Source organism: Devosia sp. (assembly GCF_017744655.1).
In the GTDB taxonomy this organism is placed as follows: Bacteria; Pseudomonadota; Alphaproteobacteria; order Rhizobiales; family Devosiaceae; genus Devosia.
Genome location: NZ_JAGIAW010000009.1, coordinates 227,696 through 242,156, shown reverse-complemented (window position 1 = coordinate 242,156; position 14,461 = coordinate 227,696). Strand labels below are relative to the sequence as shown.

Here is a 14,461-nt window from a genome sequence, read left to right as displayed (position 1 = left end):
ACCTCTTGCCGCAATTGCTTCCTAGGTTAGTTTATCAGACTAAAAACTCAGCGAGGATATCCCGCCGATGATTCGCCGCCGCCACGTTCTGCTTCTTGGTGCCGCCGCCGCTCTGGCTCCCATCATGCCGGTTTTGGCGCAGGGCGGCCGGACGCTGACGCCGGAAGAGCAGCAGCTGATCAACGAGATCAACACCCACAATTCGGCGATCCGCACCATGGTCGGGCGCTTCCTGCAGATCGACACCAATGGTGGTCGTACTGAAGGGACGTTTTTCCTCGAACGACCGGACAAGATCCGCTTCCGCTACAATCCACCAAGCCGCGAAGAGATTGTGTCGGTTGGCCGCGGCTTTTATGTGCTCAACCGTCAGGACGAGACCTATTACGCCTATCCGCAGGACTCGATCCCGCTGCGCCAGTTCCTCGGCGACCAGATCAACCTCCTCAATGCCAATGTGATCGATGTCACCACATCGGACGGCTATATGGCCATTACCGTAGTCGACGAGACGGTTGCGGGCACCGTTCAGGTTTCGCTGATTTTCGACGTCGAGACGAAGGACCTCGCGCAGTGGAGCCTCGTCGAGCCGAGCGGCGCGGAGCTGACCTTTTCGCTCTATGATGTCGAAAAGGGTGTCGAAATCCCGCGCTCCTATTTCTCCATTCCCGCGACCTACAAGGGTGTCGATCCCTCGACACGCCGCTGATCCAGCGGCCGCCGAAATTAAAAAGCCCTCCCGATCCGATCGGGAGGGCTTTTTGTTTTGGGTATCGAGCCTTAGCGGCCGAAGAAATAAATTCCGATCAGGCCAAAAATGCCGACGGCGATGCGCCACCAGGCGAAGGGGGCAAAGCCGTAGCGCGAGACGAAGTTGAGGAGGTACCGCACGACGATGGCGCCGACGATGAAGGCGGCGGCAAAACCGACGGCGACATTGAGGGCAATGGACGCATCGATCAGGTCGCGGCTCTTGTAGAGATCATAGCCGAAGGCACCGACCATGATGGGCAGGGCGACGAAGAAGGTGAACTCGGCAGCGGCGCGCTTGGAGGCGCCGAACAGCATGCCGCCGACCACGGTCGAACCCGAGCGGGAAACGCCGGGAACCAGCGAGAGCATCTGGAAAAGGCCGATGATCAGGGCCAGGTGCCAGGGAAAAGCGTAGATATCGTCGTACTTTGGCTCAAGTTTCAGTCGATCGACGATGAGCAGGACAAAGCCACCGATGAGGAGGGTCCAGCAGATCAGGGCCGCCGATTCCCAGAGATCGCCCTGGATGAAATCGCGCAACAGCACCCCGGCAATGACTGCCGGGAAACAGGCGAGAAAGACCGAGAGCGCGAACTGCCAGGCGTAGCGCTTGCCGGTCAGCGCATCGCGAATGAGCAAGCCCAATTTGGCGAAATAGACGGTGACGATGGCCAGAATGGCACCGAGCTGGATGAGCACGACGAAGGTTGCCGGCTGGGTCAGGCCGAAGAAATGACCGGCTAACAAAAGGTGTCCGGTGGAGCTGACCGGTAGGAATTCGGTAAGGCCTTCCAGAATTCCCAGAATAAGGGGCACAAAAAGACCTTGATCGGCGTTCATCTGATCTCCTAACTCGTCTCTTGGGCCAATTTGCCCCCTCTTAGCGGTGTTCGCCCACCGCGCCAAGCGAGGGATCGGCAAAGCAGCCTCGCGTCAACCGGGGCCCCTTCATGCCGACACTCGTGCACCATCCTCTTGATCCCGCCTCGCGGCTTATTCGGCTGATGTGCGCCGAATATGGCGTACCGCTGGATGTGGAGGAAATAAAACCCTGGCTGCGTGAGCCGCATCTGCTCGACCTTAACCCCGCCGCGACCCTTCCCATTCTGGTGACCGACGAGGACGTGCCCATCATCGGCATTCTCGCTTCGATCCATGTGGTGGAAGATATCTACACGCTCGAGACCGTGGGTGGGCTGGTGCCGACCCATCCGCTCGACCGCGCCGAAATGTGGCGGCTGGTCGAATGGATGCTGGTAAAGCTCAACGACGAAGTGACGCGCTATCTTGTCGAGGAAAAGATCGCCAAGCGCGACCTCAAGGGCGCAACGCCCGAACCCTCGGTCTTGCGGGCGGCAAAGGCCAACCTTGCTGAGCATATGCTTTATTTCAACTGGCTCTTGGCAAGCCGGAAGTGGCTGGCCGGCGACGAGATGACGCTGGCCGATTTTGCCCTCGCCGCGCATCTCTCGACTCTCGACTATATGGGCGATATCGACTGGGCCAAGGCGGCAGAGACGCGCGACTGGTATTCGCGGCTGAAATCGCGCCCGGCTTTCAGGACCCTCCTCAACGATCGCGTCGTTGCCATGCCGCCAAGCAAGGGCTATGCCGACCTCGACTTTTAGGGCCGGGGATAACTTATGCGCGCATTCTTTTTCGGCCTTGGCTACTCGTCGCAGGCGAGTGCGCAACTCATGCAAAAGAGTGGCGAGTTCGTTGACACACTGGGAACAGTGAGGACAGCGGACAAGGCGAATGCGTTAACGCAAAGCGGTCTTTCAGCTGTTGTCTTCGATGGTTCTGCTCCGGGGCGGGAAGTGGGCGTGGCGCTGAGCGATTGCACCCATGTCGTGGTCTCGATTGCGCCCGATGACGAGGGCGATCGCGTACTGCGGCACCACCGGGCCGAACTCGATGCCATGCCAGACCTGCAATGGCTCTGCTATTATTCCACGGTCGGGGTCTACGGGGATTTCGGCGGCGCCTGGATCGACGAATCGGCGCCGCTGAGCCCGCGCAATCTGCGCTCGGGCGTTCGCGCCAGCGCCGAGGAAGAGTGGATCGACTATGCGAGGGCCCGCGGCGTGCCGCTCTGCATCTTGCGATTGGCCGGCATTTATGGGCCGGGTCGGTCGAGCTTTGACAAATTGGCCGATGGTACAGCGCGGCGTGTCATCAAACCGGGTCAGGTGTTCAACCGTATCCATGTGGCAGACATTGCCCGCGTGACCATGCTGGCGGCGGAGCGGCGGCTGGCCGGTAGTTTTAATCTCGCTGACGACGAGCCTTGCCCGCCGCAGGATCTCATCACCTATGCCGCCCAAAAGATGGGCGTGGAGCCGCCGCCTGAGGTGGATTTCGAGACGGCCGAGATGACGCCCATGGCGCGCAGTTTTTATCGCGACAACAAGCGGGTGTCGAACAAGGCGATCAAAGAGGCGCTCGGCGTGGAACTACTCTATCCCAATTATCGCGCTGGCCTCGATGCCATCTGGAAGGATTTTGTTCGATGAGCCCCAAACCCGCAAAGTCTGCACCTGAGCGGATCGTGCTCGAAGGCCAGTATGTGCGGCTGGAGCCGTTCGACCGGCGCCATGCGGCCGACCTTTTTGCTGTATCGACCATGGATGGTGGCGCGGAACGGTATCGGTGGCTTTTCAGCGATGCGCCGACGTCGATTGCCGCGATGGAAGCGCGGATTGAAGAGACCAATGCCGGTATCGACCGCTATGTCGCCATCGTCGACAGGAAGAGCGGCAAGGCGCTGGGTCAGCAGGGCTGGATGCGCATCCGCCCCGAGCATGGGTCCATCGAGATCGGCGGAGTCTATTGGGGCCTGCCTATGGCGAGGACGCAGATGGCGACCGAAGCGCTCTACCTCTTTGCCCGCCATGCCTTTGACGATCTCGGCTATCGGCGGTTCGAATGGAAATGCAATGATCGCAATGAGCCGTCAAAGGCGGCGGCGACGCGGTTTGGCTTCAAGCATGAAGGCGTGTTCCGGCAGGACATGATCCTCAAGGGCGAGAGCCGGGATACGGCCTGGTTTTCGATTGTGGATGGCGAATGGCCGGCTCTGCGCGCCGAATATGAGCGCTGGTTGAGCCCCGATAATTTTGACGATTTGGGACAGCAGAAGACCAGGCTGACGACCCGGTGAAACTGTTTCATCTCAGCGATGATCCGGGGATTGCCCGGTTCGAGCCGCGGCCCTCGGCCTATACCGAGGAACCGGTGGTCTGGGCGATTTCGGACCAGCGTATTGCCAATTATCTCTTGCCGCGTGACTGCCCGCGTGTGTGTTTTCGCGCCGGAGCGGAAAGTTCGGACGCGGATATCGAGCGGTTTCTGGGTGATGAAGCCGTGGTCATCGCCATCGAGGAGGATTGGGCAGAGCGGCTGCGGGCGGGAAAACTGCATCGCTATGCCATGCCCAATGATGGCTTTGTGCTCAAGGATGAGGGCGCGGGATATTGGGTATCCTATGACGCCATAGAACCGCTTGGGGTTGAGATTTTGGACGATCTGCCGGGGGCCATCGCCGCCGAAGGGGTTACGCTCAAAGTGCTGCCTTCGCTGTGGGAGTTGCATGACGCGGTGAAGGAATCGAGCCTGGTGTTCTCGATGATCCGGATGCGGAATGCGGGGGCGCGATAGCGTCGGGTGCTTGGCTCCACCCCCTCCCAGCCTCCCCCATCTAGGGGGAGGTGCCGCACCGAGTGTGTGGCAGCATATAGCCAAAAGCACCTTCTCTTCACCTCCCCCTTGATGGGGGAGGACGGGTGGGGGTGACTAAGCCATCATCCCCAGTACCGCCTGCCGCAAGCGCTCCAGATCTTCTTCCCGGCTCAGGCGGTGGTCGCCATCGGGGATCAGCGTGAAGGTCACGGGATCATGCAGAATATGGCTCAGCAGCTTTTGCGCGTGGGCGGGTGGCACGTCGGGGTCTTGCCCGCCCTGCAAAATATGCACCGGGCAGCCGGTTTCGATGACGCGGCCGAAGAGCAGGTGGTTTTTCCCGTCGTCGAGCAGCGCCTTGGTATAGCGATAGTCGCCATCGCCATATTTGCTGACCCGCTCGACAAAGCCTTGGCTTGCAAGGGTCGAAAGCTGTTCCGGCGTGAAGCGGGTGGGAATGAGGTCATGGGTGGCATCGACCGCGGGGGCGATGAGAACAAGGCCCTGCAAACGCTTCTGGCCGGTTTTGAGGAGGTGTCGCGCGAGGAGCAGAGCCAGCCAGCCGCCCATGGAGGAACCGACGACGATCTGGGGACCGTGGGTCCGCTCGAAGACGGCAACGGTCTCTTCGAGCCAGCGTGTGATCGTGCCGTGGTCGAAATCGCCACCCGACTCGCCATGGCCGGAATAATCGAATCGCGTCACCTCAAGACCCTGGTCGGCACCGAAGGCGTCGAGCGCGCTGGCCTTGAGCCCGGTCATTACCGAGCGGAAACCATTGAGCCAGAAAAGCCCCGGACCTTTGCCCGCGCGCTGGACATAGGCGATATTGCGCTGGTTTTCGGCGTCGCCGATGCTAAGGAACTGTCGGGGAAGGGAAGTCACGCGGAACTCTTTGGTCGTTTGCGATCTTTACCGGCAAACGGATAAGCGTCCCCCGGGCGCAACACCCGGAAAATCACCATATCCGGCTGTTGACTTCTTACCCCGCTAACACGATTTTAGGCCCGAATTCACCCCCTCGCTTGAACAGCACAAGGAACGCTTGCCATTCGTCGTCCAATGAGACCAACGGCGCCCCAGAAAGATGGGCCGCTTGCCAATGAGGACATTACCAGCCCCGACGTCCAGCTTATCGATGCCGAAGGCGAAAACCGCGGCATAGTTCGAACGCGCGATGCACTTGCCGAAGCCCAGGAAGCCGGGCTCGACCTCGTGCTGATCGCTGCGAACTCTGCCCCGCCGGTTGCCAAGATGCTTGATCTTGGCCGCTTCAAATATGCTGCCCAGAAAAAGGCAGCCGAGGCCCGCAAAAAGCAGAAGGTCATCGAAGTCAAGGAAGTTCAGCTCCGGCCGAACATCGATACCCATGACTACGAGACCAAGATGAAGGCTGTGCAACGGTTCCTGGGCGAAGGCGACCGTGTGAAGGTGACGATGCGTTTCCGTGGCCGCGAAATGGCCCACCAGGACATTGGCATGTCACTTCTCGTGAAGGTGCGCGAGCAGATGGAAACCATCGCCAAGGTAGAAAGCCAGCCGCGCTCGGAAGGCCGCCAGATGGTCATGGTGCTGGCGCCCAAGTAGGGCGACGGTATTTTTGGAATTGAAGAAGGCGGGCTTTTGGCCCGCCTTTTTTGTTTTGTGGGGTGCAGGGATTGCCGCTCCACCCCTTCCCGGCCTCCCCCATCGAGGGGGAGGTGAAGGGACGGTGGACTGGGCAGGATAGTGCCACCAACGCGATGCGACACCCCCCTCGATGGGGAGAGTGGGAGGGGGTGAACTGCCGGAGGGGGCGATCAGACGCTCAGCCAGGCCGGGGCAATCGCCGTGCCGCGGCCGAGGCCGTAGCCGAAGCGGATGTTGAGCATGCCAACGGGTTCGAGGAGACGGGCGGCGTCGAGCGCGCCGGTCTTTTCGACGGCGAAGCCGGAATTCTTCACCAGCGTTTCGACTTGCGCCACGGCGTCATCGTCACCGGCGAGGAAGACGGGCACATTGGCCGTGTCATCCTTGGGCGCGGCAAAGAGGCCGGCAAAGATCGTGTTGAAGGCTTTTACGACCTTGGCGGCGGGAGCAGCCTTCTGGATCTCTTCGGCGGCCGAGGTTTCAAAGCCGATGGAAAGGCCGGAAAAATCGGGCTTTACCGGGTTGGAGATATCGACGACGACCTTGCCATCGAGCGCACCTGACTTTGCGAGTTCGAGGGCCGAAGCATAGGGCACGGCGAGGACGACAATATCGGCACCGGCAATGGCGGCTTCGATCGACGCGCTCTTGGCACCGATTTCGGCAGCCAGCGTTGCGGCCAAAACTTCATTGCGGGCGGCGAGCACCAGATCGCCCTTGCCGGCCAGACGACGGGCGAGGCCCGAACCCATATTTCCAAGACCGATGATTGCGGTGGTCATTTTCTCTCTCCGTGTGGCGGTTTCGATGGAGAGAATTTAGGCCCGGACCATTCTCGCGATAATGTCTTGAAATGGAACAAGATAATTGCATAAAAGTATCGGATGGTTGATCTCGTTAATCTGCGCACCTTTGTCACCGCCGCAACCTCCGGCAGCTTTTCCAAGGCGGCGGGGAGGCTCAACGTATCACCGGCCATGGTCGGTCGGCGCATCCTGGCGCTGGAGGAGGACTACGGCGTAAAACTGATCGAGCGGACGACGCGTAGCCAGCGGCTGACCGAAATGGGGCAGGTGTTCCTCGCCAAGGCCATGCGCATTCTCGAAGAGGTGGAGGAGCTGGAGGATATTGCCCATCCGCAGGCCGAGGACCTCGTGGGGCATATCAGGATCAGCGGTTCAACGACGCTGGGCGTAAAAATGCTGACGCCGGCTTTGGCGCGCTTCACCAATGCGCATCCTGCCGTGTCGGTGGAAATGACGCTGCTCGATCGCAATGTGGATCTGGTGGCGGAAGGCTATGATCTGGCCTTTCGGATCGGCAATTTGAAACCCTCGAGCCTCATTGCGCGGCGAATAGGAACCTATGATTTCGCCTGTTGCGCCTCGCTGGACTATTTGAAGCGCGCGGGCACGCCGGGGCATCCGGATGAATTGGGAAAACATCGCTGCGTTATCAGCCTCAATCTCTCGCCGCGCGACCTCTGGCGCTTTTGGGACGCGGAGGGGCGCGAAGTTTCGGCGGCGGTCCGGGGCAATTTCGGTGTCGACAATGGCGAGGCCATGCGAGCGGCGGCGCTGGAAGGCGTGGGCCTGGCATATGCGCCGCGCGTGCTGGTGGAAGAGGACTTGGCCAGTGGCGCGCTGGTGGAAGTTCTTACGGGGTGGCGGAAATTGGCTTTGCCGATCCACGCCGTCTATCCGTCGCGGCAATTCGTGCCGCGAAGATTGGCCGGGGTGATCGAGTGGATCGCGCGGGAACTGCGCGAGCTTCAGTAAGAAATTTCGGAGAACTGGGCGTCGCGCGCTTCGTAGACGAGGACGCGACCGATCAACGGCGTGCCGGTGCCGGTGATGAGTTTTATGGCTTCCATCGCCATCAAGGTGCCGATGACGCCGGTAACTGGCCCCAAAATGCCGTTGAGTTCGCAGGAGGGGAGGCTTTCGTCATCCGCCTCGTCGGCAAAGAGCGCGTCGTGGCTGGGGCCGCCGATATGCGGGGCGAAGACTGTCACTTGGCCCGAAAACATCGACACGGCGCCCGAGACCAGCGGCTTTTGCCGGGCAGCGGCCGCGGCGGCGACGAGGCGGCGGGTGACGAGATTGTCGGTGCCGTCGAGAACGAGATCATAGGGCGCGAGCATGGCTTCGGCATTTTCCGCCGTGATGGCCTCGGCCATGGCGTCGATCGCGACATGCGGATTGAGATTTTCCGCGAAGCTTTTGGCGCTCTCGGCTTTGCCCCAGCCAATGCCGGCACTGGTGTGGACGATCTGGCGTTGCAGATTGGAGAGAGACACCGTGTCGGGGTCGACAATGCCCAGCCGGCCGATGCCGGCAGCGGCGAGATAGGCTATGGCCGGGCTGCCAAGGCCGCCGGCGCCGACGACGAGCGCGCTCGCCGCCTTGAGCCTTTGCTGGGCGGCGCCGCCAAAACCCTTGAGGACGAGGTGGCGCGCATAGCGCCGGGATTCCTCAGGCGAAAGCGGAGCGTCAGAAGGCAAGGGGCACCGCGAGGAAGCGCCGGTCCGGCCCTTCAAAGCCGCCGGGATAGGTCGAGACAATGGCAACGCCCCTGCCCCGCGGCGCATCGAGCCCGGGAAGGACCACGGCATAAAGGCGATAATCGAGCACGCAGCCGCGCGATTTCGGCAAGGTCTCGTCGCGATGGATGATGGTGCTGCTCTCGCCCGTGGCAAGGGTCAATTCAAAACCCTGCGGCGGGGTATCGAACCAGAGGTCGCAATCTTCGGAGGATTTTAGCGGGAAGGTTTTGAGGGAAAGCAGGCGCTCTTCCTCAACCGTGCCGCGCTCATAGCCGGGTAAGCCGAAGGCGAGGCTTTGCGCGTCGGCTTCCACCGCCCCATCGCCGATGAGGACGGCGATTTCGGCAGGCACAAAGATTTCCTTGTCGGCGATGATCTTGATGGCCTGGCTATTGGCCTCGGAGCGAACCTGCAGCAGCGGCTTGTTTTCGTCCTCGCTGCGCATGCGAATGGGCGTGCCCTCGAGCCAGGTGTCGTTTTCGAGATCGACGACGAAAATATTGGAATAGGCAAAGCCCGAACCGTCCTGGATACCGAATTCCTCGAAGGCGAAGTATTTGGCATCGGGCGAAAAGCCGATGAAGTCGATCAGTGCCCGGTCGCCGGCCAGAGCAGGCGGAGTGAGCAAGGCAAAAAGCCCGAAAACCTGGGCGATCCGGGCAAGGTTCGATTGCATCGGCCACTCCTCCTGGCGCTAGATGCCGGTTCCGGTCGAGCCAAAACCGCCCGATCCGCGCCCGCTGGCCACAGAAAATTCCTCGACGATTTCATAGGTAGGGCGCAGCACCGGCACGAAGAACATTTGCGCGATCCGCTCGCCGGGCTGGATGACGATGGGGTCGCCGGATGGATTCCTGTTCCAGGCGCTGACGAAAACCTGGGCCGTATAGTCGGCATCGATGAGCCCGACACTATTGCCCAGGACCAGGCCGCGCTTGTGGGCGGAGCCGGAGCGGGGAATGAGCAGCGCCGCGATATGGGGATCGGCAATGTGCATGGCAAAGCCCGAGGGAACCAGCACCGGGGCTTCCTGCGGGTGAATGGTCCAGGGCGTATCGATGCAGGCATGGATATCGACCGCGGCGGCCAGTTCGGAGTGGTATTTCGGCAGGCCCCATTCGGCAAGGCGCGGATCGAGCACCTTGATTTCCAGCTTAAAAGACCCGGCAAAGCCTGACATGCGCACTCTCTTTTCTGGGATTGTTTTTCGCGACTTTTGCGATCGAAACGCCTGGCAAGGTTGTAGCCCCCATCGCCGGGATCGACAACAGCACCAAGCCGCCCTGTGGATGTCCGCCTAGTAGAAGGCGGCCCTGAAAGGGGTGACGGCGGCGCCCATGGCCGAGGCGTCGGTGGAAATTTCCGAGACGATCAGTTTTGGGCCGGGACGGTTTACGCCATAGCGGGGCCGATCGAAGATATGGGTCTTGGCGATCAGCATCTGCGCCAAGTCCGCGGGGACCTGGCCGCCGAAGACGATGGCCTGCGGGTCGATGACGGCGCGGATGGCGTTGATCATGCGGTTGTAAGCCGGCGTTACCTCTTCCACCCATTCGGTGACGCCCGGCCAGTTGGGATCGAAATATTTCCGCATGTAGCTGATCGAGGGCACTTCGACCCCATTATGGTTCAGCCGCTCGATCAGATATTGCAGCGCCGGACGGCGCTTGGATTCTTCGGCGTCGTAAATGCCCGAGAATTCGCCGGCATTGCCATTGCCGCCGAGCAGCAGTTCGCCATCGCTGATCAGCCCGCCGCCAAAGCCGTAGTTGAAGCTGAGATAAGCGAAATGCTTGATATAGCGGCCGACGCCGAACATGGATTCGGCGATGGTGCCGGTATTGGCGCCATTGTGGACCCAGACCGGACGGCCAAAAAATTCGGCCATCAGGGGGCCGAGTTCGATCAGTGACCATTCGTGGAGCGGCAGGGGCGCATTGTAGCGCGTACCCCCGACATGGTAGCCGGCAATGGCAAAGCCGATGCCGAAGAAACTGTCTGGTGAGAGCGCATTGGTGCGCTGCAGGCCGGACAGTTCCTCGGCGACGAGGTCGAGCGCTTCGGCCATGCTGGATTCGCGCAAGGGAACGCTGGCTTCGCCAAGGATGCGGCCGGCGAGGTCCATGAGGCAGATGCCGATGACGTCGGTATTGACCGAGATGCCGCAGCTATAGGCGTGCCGCCCATCGAGCCGCAGGGTCGGGCTCGGCTGGCCGCGGCCGACGCCGGGCTTTGGGGCGCCCAAGGCAACAATGCCGCGTTCGGCTAGTTGGTCGATGATGCGATAGACCGACTGCTGGGTCAGATCGATATGGGGCGTGATCTCGGATCGCGACATGCCCGGATTGCGCCAGATCAGCCGCAACAGCGCCCGCTCATTGGGCGAGACGACGCCACCCTCGGCGGCACGGGAAAAACGCGGGGCAATGAGCGTTTCGGGCGAATAGGTCATCGTTTCTCTCCACCCGCTTTCATTACCAAAAGAGTGTAATATTTCAACGACGAAACACCGATCCTGGCCGGAGATATCGGCCAAACGACGAGACAGTCGTGCAGCCTTGCCAGCACTGTCATGGATTTGTTACACCTAAAGTGTAGTAATAGCAGCGTCGGTCGACCGGGGCTCACCGCGACCGTTTTCATGACAGGCGAGGCAATCTATGAAAATGTTCACTCTGGCAGCCACCACGGCTGCCCTGTTGGCTGGCGCCGGTGCGGCCCAGGCCACTGATTTCGAATTCTGGTACGGCAATACCGGCAGCGTCGAGACTGCCATTCTCGCCCAGTGCGATGCCTTCAACGCGTCCCAGTCGCAGGACAAGGTCACCTGCGTCGGCCAGGGCAGCTATGAAGTCTCGATGCAGAAGGCGATTGCCGCCTATCGCTCGGGCAATGCGCCGGTGCTGATCCAGTTCTTCGACGCCGGCACGCTCGACCTGATGCTGTCCGATGCCGTGGTGCCGGTGCAGGAAATCCTGCCCGATGTCGATTGGGCCAATTATATCGACGGCGCTCGCGCTTACTACGAAACCTCGGACGGCCGCCTCTTCTCGCAACCTTACAACGCCTCGACGCTGCTGTTCTACACCAACAAGACCCAGCTTGCAGAAGCCGGCATCACTGAGACGCCAAAAACCTGGGAAGAGATCAAGGCTGCCGCCGAAAAGCTGAAGGCAGCCGGCCATGCCTGCCCCTTCGTCACCGATGGCGATACCTGGCGCGTGCTTGAGCAGTTCTCGGCCCGCCACGGCCTGCCGATCGCGTCGAACCACAATGGCTATGACGGGCTCGACGCCGAATATGTGCTCAACACCACCTTTGTGGTTCAGCACCTGACCAACCTCGTCGAATGGCGCAAGGAAGGTCTCGTTCGCCTCGGTGTCGATACCAAGGCCGGCAAATATGCCGACGCTTTCAATGCCGGCGAATGCGCGATGATGGAAGGGTCTTCGGGTTCTTACGCCGCTTCGGCCAAGGCCTTCGAGGGCAAGTACGAAGTCACTGTCGACATGGCCCCGATGTATGAAGGCTACGAGCGTCACAATACGCTGGTCGGCGGCGCTTCCATCTATGTGATGAAGGGCCACGAAGATGCCGAAGTCGCAGCTGCCAAGGGTTTCCTCGACTTCCTGCGCCAGCCCGAACAGCAGATGGCCTTCACCGCCGCCACCGGCTACGTCCCGGTGACCAAGGACGTGCTCGGCGCCATCGAAGCCTCAGGCGAAGCCGACGCTGCCAAGTATGCGACCGCTGCCATCGGCATCGAATCCATGAACCAGCCGCGCACCGAAGACAGCCGCGGCGTGCGTCTCGGCTTCTATGTGCAGTTCCGCGAAGTCTTCATGGAAGAAACCCAGAAGGCCTGGAACGGCGAGCAGACCATGCAGGTCGCCCTCGACAATGCCAAGAAGCGCGGTGACGAACTGCTGCGCCGCTTCGAGCAGACCTACCAGGGCGTCACGCTCCCCTGATCTTCGGTAAGAAACGGCACGGGGTAGCAATGCTCCGTGCCGGTCCCCTCATTCTGGGCCGCATCCATGTCCTCGCCAACTCAAGCGCTCTTTGCCAATCGCTGGCTGCCGGTCCTGCTGGTCACGCCGCTGGCGCTGCTGATCGTCATCTTCTTCTATGTGCCGATCTTCCAGGCCTTTTACTGGTCGTTCTTCCTGGAGCGTCCGTTCGGTGGTGGCTCGATCTTTGTCGGCTGGGCCAATTTCGCCCGCGTCCTTGCCGATCCGCAATTCTGGGAAGCGGGCAAGCGCACCGTGATCTTCATGGTGATCGGCTCGAGCCTTGCCGTGCTGGTGCCGCTGATCCTCGCCGTGGCGGCCGATCGGCAACTGCGCCTGTCGCAGCCGGCGCGCAATGTGCTGGTCTGGCCCAAGGGTGTTGCCGGGGCATCCATCGGCGTCATCTTCGCCTTCATCTTCAATCCCTTCGTCGGCATCCTGTCCCCGCTCAACCAATGGTTTCCCGGCATCTGGGCGCCGGGCATCGACGGCACCGATGCCTTCATCATGCTGATCGCCGCGCATGTCTGGAGCGGCATTCCGTTCAATTTCGTCATTCTGTTGGCGGGCCTGCAATCGCTGCCGCGCACCATGCATCAGGCTGCGGCCATGGATGGCGCCGGCGCCTGGCGCCGTATCTTCGATGTGCAATTGCCGCTGATCATGCCGCAGGTGTTTTTGACGCTCGTGCTCGAATTCACCGAAAGCGTTACCTCGGCCTTCGCTCTCGTTGACACCATGACCAAGGGCGGGCCGGGCGGTTCGACCAATCTCCTCGTCTACAAAATCTATGTCGACGGTTTTAACGGCTATGACCTCTCGGGCGCCGCCACCCAGACCGCCATTCTCATGGTCTTCGTCGTGCTGCTGACGGGGGCACAGTTCGCCTTCCTCGGCCGACGCATCAATTACGAGCGCTGAAAGATGGTCGAAAACGCCCGCTCCCTTAATCTCGTCGCCAGCGCCGTCCTATTCCTCGGCATGCTTTATATCCTGGGGCCGCTGTATCTGACGCTGACGACATCAACGCAGTCCTACGAGTTCATGCTGCGCAATGGCCTCGTCTGGTATCCCGGCGATCAGTTCTTCACCAATGTGATCCGCATTTTTTCGGAGACGCGCATTCCCCAGCAGATGGCCAATTCCATGGTCGTTGCCGTGGGCGACGCCGTCGTCACCTGCGTGCTCTCGTTCATCTCGGCCTATGCGCTGGTGTTTTTCCCAGTCCGCTGGGGCAGCGTCGTTTTCGCGCTGATCCTCGCCACCATCATGCTGCCACTCGATATCCGCGTCATCACCACCTATCAGGTGGCGTCGAACGTCCTCTCGCCCATCAATGCCCTGCTTGATGTCACGGGCCTCAATGGCCTCATTGCGAATGTGTTTGGCGCGCCGATCGCGTTCGAATGGAGCGTGCTCAACACCCATTTCGGGCTGATCGCACCACTTGTCGCGCATGGCACCGGCACGTTCCTGTTCCGCCAGTTTTTCCTCGTGCTGCCCAAGGATCTGGTCAAGGCAGCGCGCATGGATGGGGCGGGGCCCATCCGCTTCCTCTTCGATATTCTGCTGCCGCTGTCGCGGCCGAGTTTTGCCGCACTTTTCGTCCTCACCTTCCTCGGTGGCTGGACGCAATATCTCTGGCCGCTCGTTGCCAGCTCCACCCCCAATATGCAGACCGCTGTTGTCGGCCTCGCGCGCCTTGCGCCCGACATGGAGGGCGTGATGCCCGATTTTCCGCTGATTATGGCCGGCGCTGTCGTCGTCTCGATAATCCCCCTCGTCATGATCGCCGTGCTGCAACGCTATCTCGTGCGCGGGCTCGTGCTTTCGGAGAAGTAAG

17 protein-coding genes are annotated in these 14,461 nt (G+C 61.0%); 10 read left to right on the top strand and 7 right to left on the bottom strand.

Annotated elements, in window-relative coordinates; translation table 11 throughout:
- Window positions 1–67 precede the first annotated feature (67 nt).
- Window positions 68–709 carry an outer membrane lipoprotein carrier protein LolA gene (locus J7557_RS17525; RefSeq protein ID WP_291421330.1) on the top strand — a complete coding sequence of 214 codons (642 nt, stop codon included), beginning with the start codon at window positions 68–70 and terminating at the stop codon, window positions 707–709.
- Between the two features lie 71 nt (window positions 710–780).
- Here J7557_RS17525 and J7557_RS17520 read toward each other — a convergent pair whose 3' ends face one another.
- The gene (locus J7557_RS17520; RefSeq protein WP_291421329.1) at window positions 781–1,593 is read right to left on the bottom strand and encodes an undecaprenyl-diphosphate phosphatase; all 813 of its coding nucleotides are present in this window, start codon (window positions 1,591–1,593) and stop codon (window positions 781–783) included.
- A 110-nt stretch (window positions 1,594–1,703) separates the two neighbouring features.
- Here J7557_RS17520 and J7557_RS17515 point away from each other — a divergent pair, with 110 nt between their 5' ends.
- The 4 genes from J7557_RS17515 (at window position 1,704) to J7557_RS17500 (ending at window position 4,413) form a co-directional block, all read left to right on the top strand.
- Entirely contained in the window at window positions 1,704–2,381 is a 678-nt protein-coding gene (locus tag J7557_RS17515) for a glutathione S-transferase family protein (protein WP_291421328.1), read from the top strand.
- 198 nt (window positions 2,382–2,579) lie between these two features.
- Window positions 2,580–3,269, top strand: a complete 690-nt coding sequence (locus tag J7557_RS17510; RefSeq protein WP_291421327.1) for an NAD-dependent epimerase/dehydratase family protein — start codon at window positions 2,580–2,582, stop codon at window positions 3,267–3,269.
- A complete protein-coding gene (locus tag J7557_RS17505; RefSeq protein WP_291421326.1) occupies window positions 3,266–3,916 on the top strand; it encodes a GNAT family protein in 651 nt (216 codons plus the stop codon). Before J7557_RS17510 ends, J7557_RS17505 begins: the two co-directional genes overlap by 4 nt.
- Complete coding sequence (locus J7557_RS17500; RefSeq protein WP_291421325.1) at window positions 3,913–4,413, top strand: DUF6886 family protein; 501 nt, start codon at window positions 3,913–3,915, stop codon at window positions 4,411–4,413. The genes J7557_RS17505 and J7557_RS17500 overlap by 4 nt, the downstream gene beginning before the upstream one ends.
- A gap of 135 nt (window positions 4,414–4,548) precedes the next feature.
- Here the strand turns inward: J7557_RS17500 and J7557_RS17495 are convergent, their stop codons facing one another.
- Window positions 4,549–5,319, bottom strand: a complete 771-nt coding sequence (locus tag J7557_RS17495; RefSeq protein ID WP_291421324.1) for an alpha/beta hydrolase — start codon at window positions 5,317–5,319, stop codon at window positions 4,549–4,551.
- A gap of 165 nt (window positions 5,320–5,484) precedes the next feature.
- Here J7557_RS17495 and infC point away from each other — a divergent pair, with 165 nt between their 5' ends.
- Window positions 5,485–6,021, top strand: coding sequence for a translation initiation factor IF-3 (gene infC, locus J7557_RS17490; protein ID WP_291421438.1), 537 nt, complete (start codon window positions 5,485–5,487; stop codon window positions 6,019–6,021).
- Window positions 6,022–6,233: 212 nt separating this feature from the next.
- On the opposite strand, the gene J7557_RS17485 is transcribed toward infC, so the two are convergent.
- Entirely contained in the window at window positions 6,234–6,845 is a 612-nt protein-coding gene (locus J7557_RS17485; RefSeq protein WP_291421323.1) for an NAD(P)-binding domain-containing protein, read from the bottom strand.
- 102 nt (window positions 6,846–6,947) lie between these two features.
- Here J7557_RS17485 and J7557_RS17480 point away from each other — a divergent pair, with 102 nt between their 5' ends.
- Window positions 6,948–7,841, top strand: a complete 894-nt coding sequence (locus tag J7557_RS17480) for a LysR family transcriptional regulator (RefSeq protein ID WP_291421322.1) — start codon at window positions 6,948–6,950, stop codon at window positions 7,839–7,841.
- Here J7557_RS17480 and J7557_RS17475 read toward each other — a convergent pair.
- The 4 genes from J7557_RS17475 to J7557_RS17460 all read right to left on the bottom strand — a co-directional run bounded on the left by J7557_RS17475 (window position 7,835) and on the right by J7557_RS17460 (window position 11,060).
- Window positions 7,835–8,566: a HesA/MoeB/ThiF family protein gene (locus J7557_RS17475; protein ID WP_291421321.1), complete on the bottom strand. Its 732-nt coding sequence runs from the start codon at window positions 8,564–8,566 to the stop codon at window positions 7,835–7,837. The two genes, J7557_RS17480 and J7557_RS17475, sit on opposite strands and share 7 nt — an antisense overlap.
- Window positions 8,556–9,284, bottom strand: a complete 729-nt coding sequence (locus J7557_RS17470) for a DUF2259 domain-containing protein (RefSeq protein ID WP_291421320.1) — start codon at window positions 9,282–9,284, stop codon at window positions 8,556–8,558. The genes J7557_RS17475 and J7557_RS17470 overlap by 11 nt, the downstream gene beginning before the upstream one ends.
- A gap of 18 nt (window positions 9,285–9,302) precedes the next feature.
- Entirely contained in the window at window positions 9,303–9,788 is a 486-nt protein-coding gene (gene dut, locus J7557_RS17465) for a dUTP diphosphatase (RefSeq protein WP_291421319.1), read from the bottom strand.
- A gap of 117 nt (window positions 9,789–9,905) precedes the next feature.
- Window positions 9,906–11,060, bottom strand: a complete 1,155-nt coding sequence (locus tag J7557_RS17460) for an ROK family transcriptional regulator (RefSeq protein ID WP_291421318.1) — start codon at window positions 11,058–11,060, stop codon at window positions 9,906–9,908.
- A 208-nt stretch (window positions 11,061–11,268) separates the two neighbouring features.
- Here J7557_RS17460 and J7557_RS17455 point away from each other — a divergent pair, with 208 nt between their 5' ends.
- The 3 genes from J7557_RS17455 (at window position 11,269) to J7557_RS17445 (ending at window position 14,460) form a co-directional block, all read left to right on the top strand.
- Window positions 11,269–12,579: an extracellular solute-binding protein gene (locus J7557_RS17455; protein ID WP_291421317.1), complete on the top strand. Its 1,311-nt coding sequence runs from the start codon at window positions 11,269–11,271 to the stop codon at window positions 12,577–12,579.
- Window positions 12,580–12,645: 66 nt separating this feature from the next.
- Window positions 12,646–13,539, top strand: coding sequence for a carbohydrate ABC transporter permease (locus J7557_RS17450; protein ID WP_291421316.1), 894 nt, complete (start codon window positions 12,646–12,648; stop codon window positions 13,537–13,539).
- A 3-nt stretch (window positions 13,540–13,542) separates the two neighbouring features.
- Window positions 13,543–14,460, top strand: coding sequence for a carbohydrate ABC transporter permease (locus tag J7557_RS17445; RefSeq protein WP_291421315.1), 918 nt, complete (start codon window positions 13,543–13,545; stop codon window positions 14,458–14,460).
- The last annotated feature ends 1 nt before the right edge of the window (window position 14,461 follow it).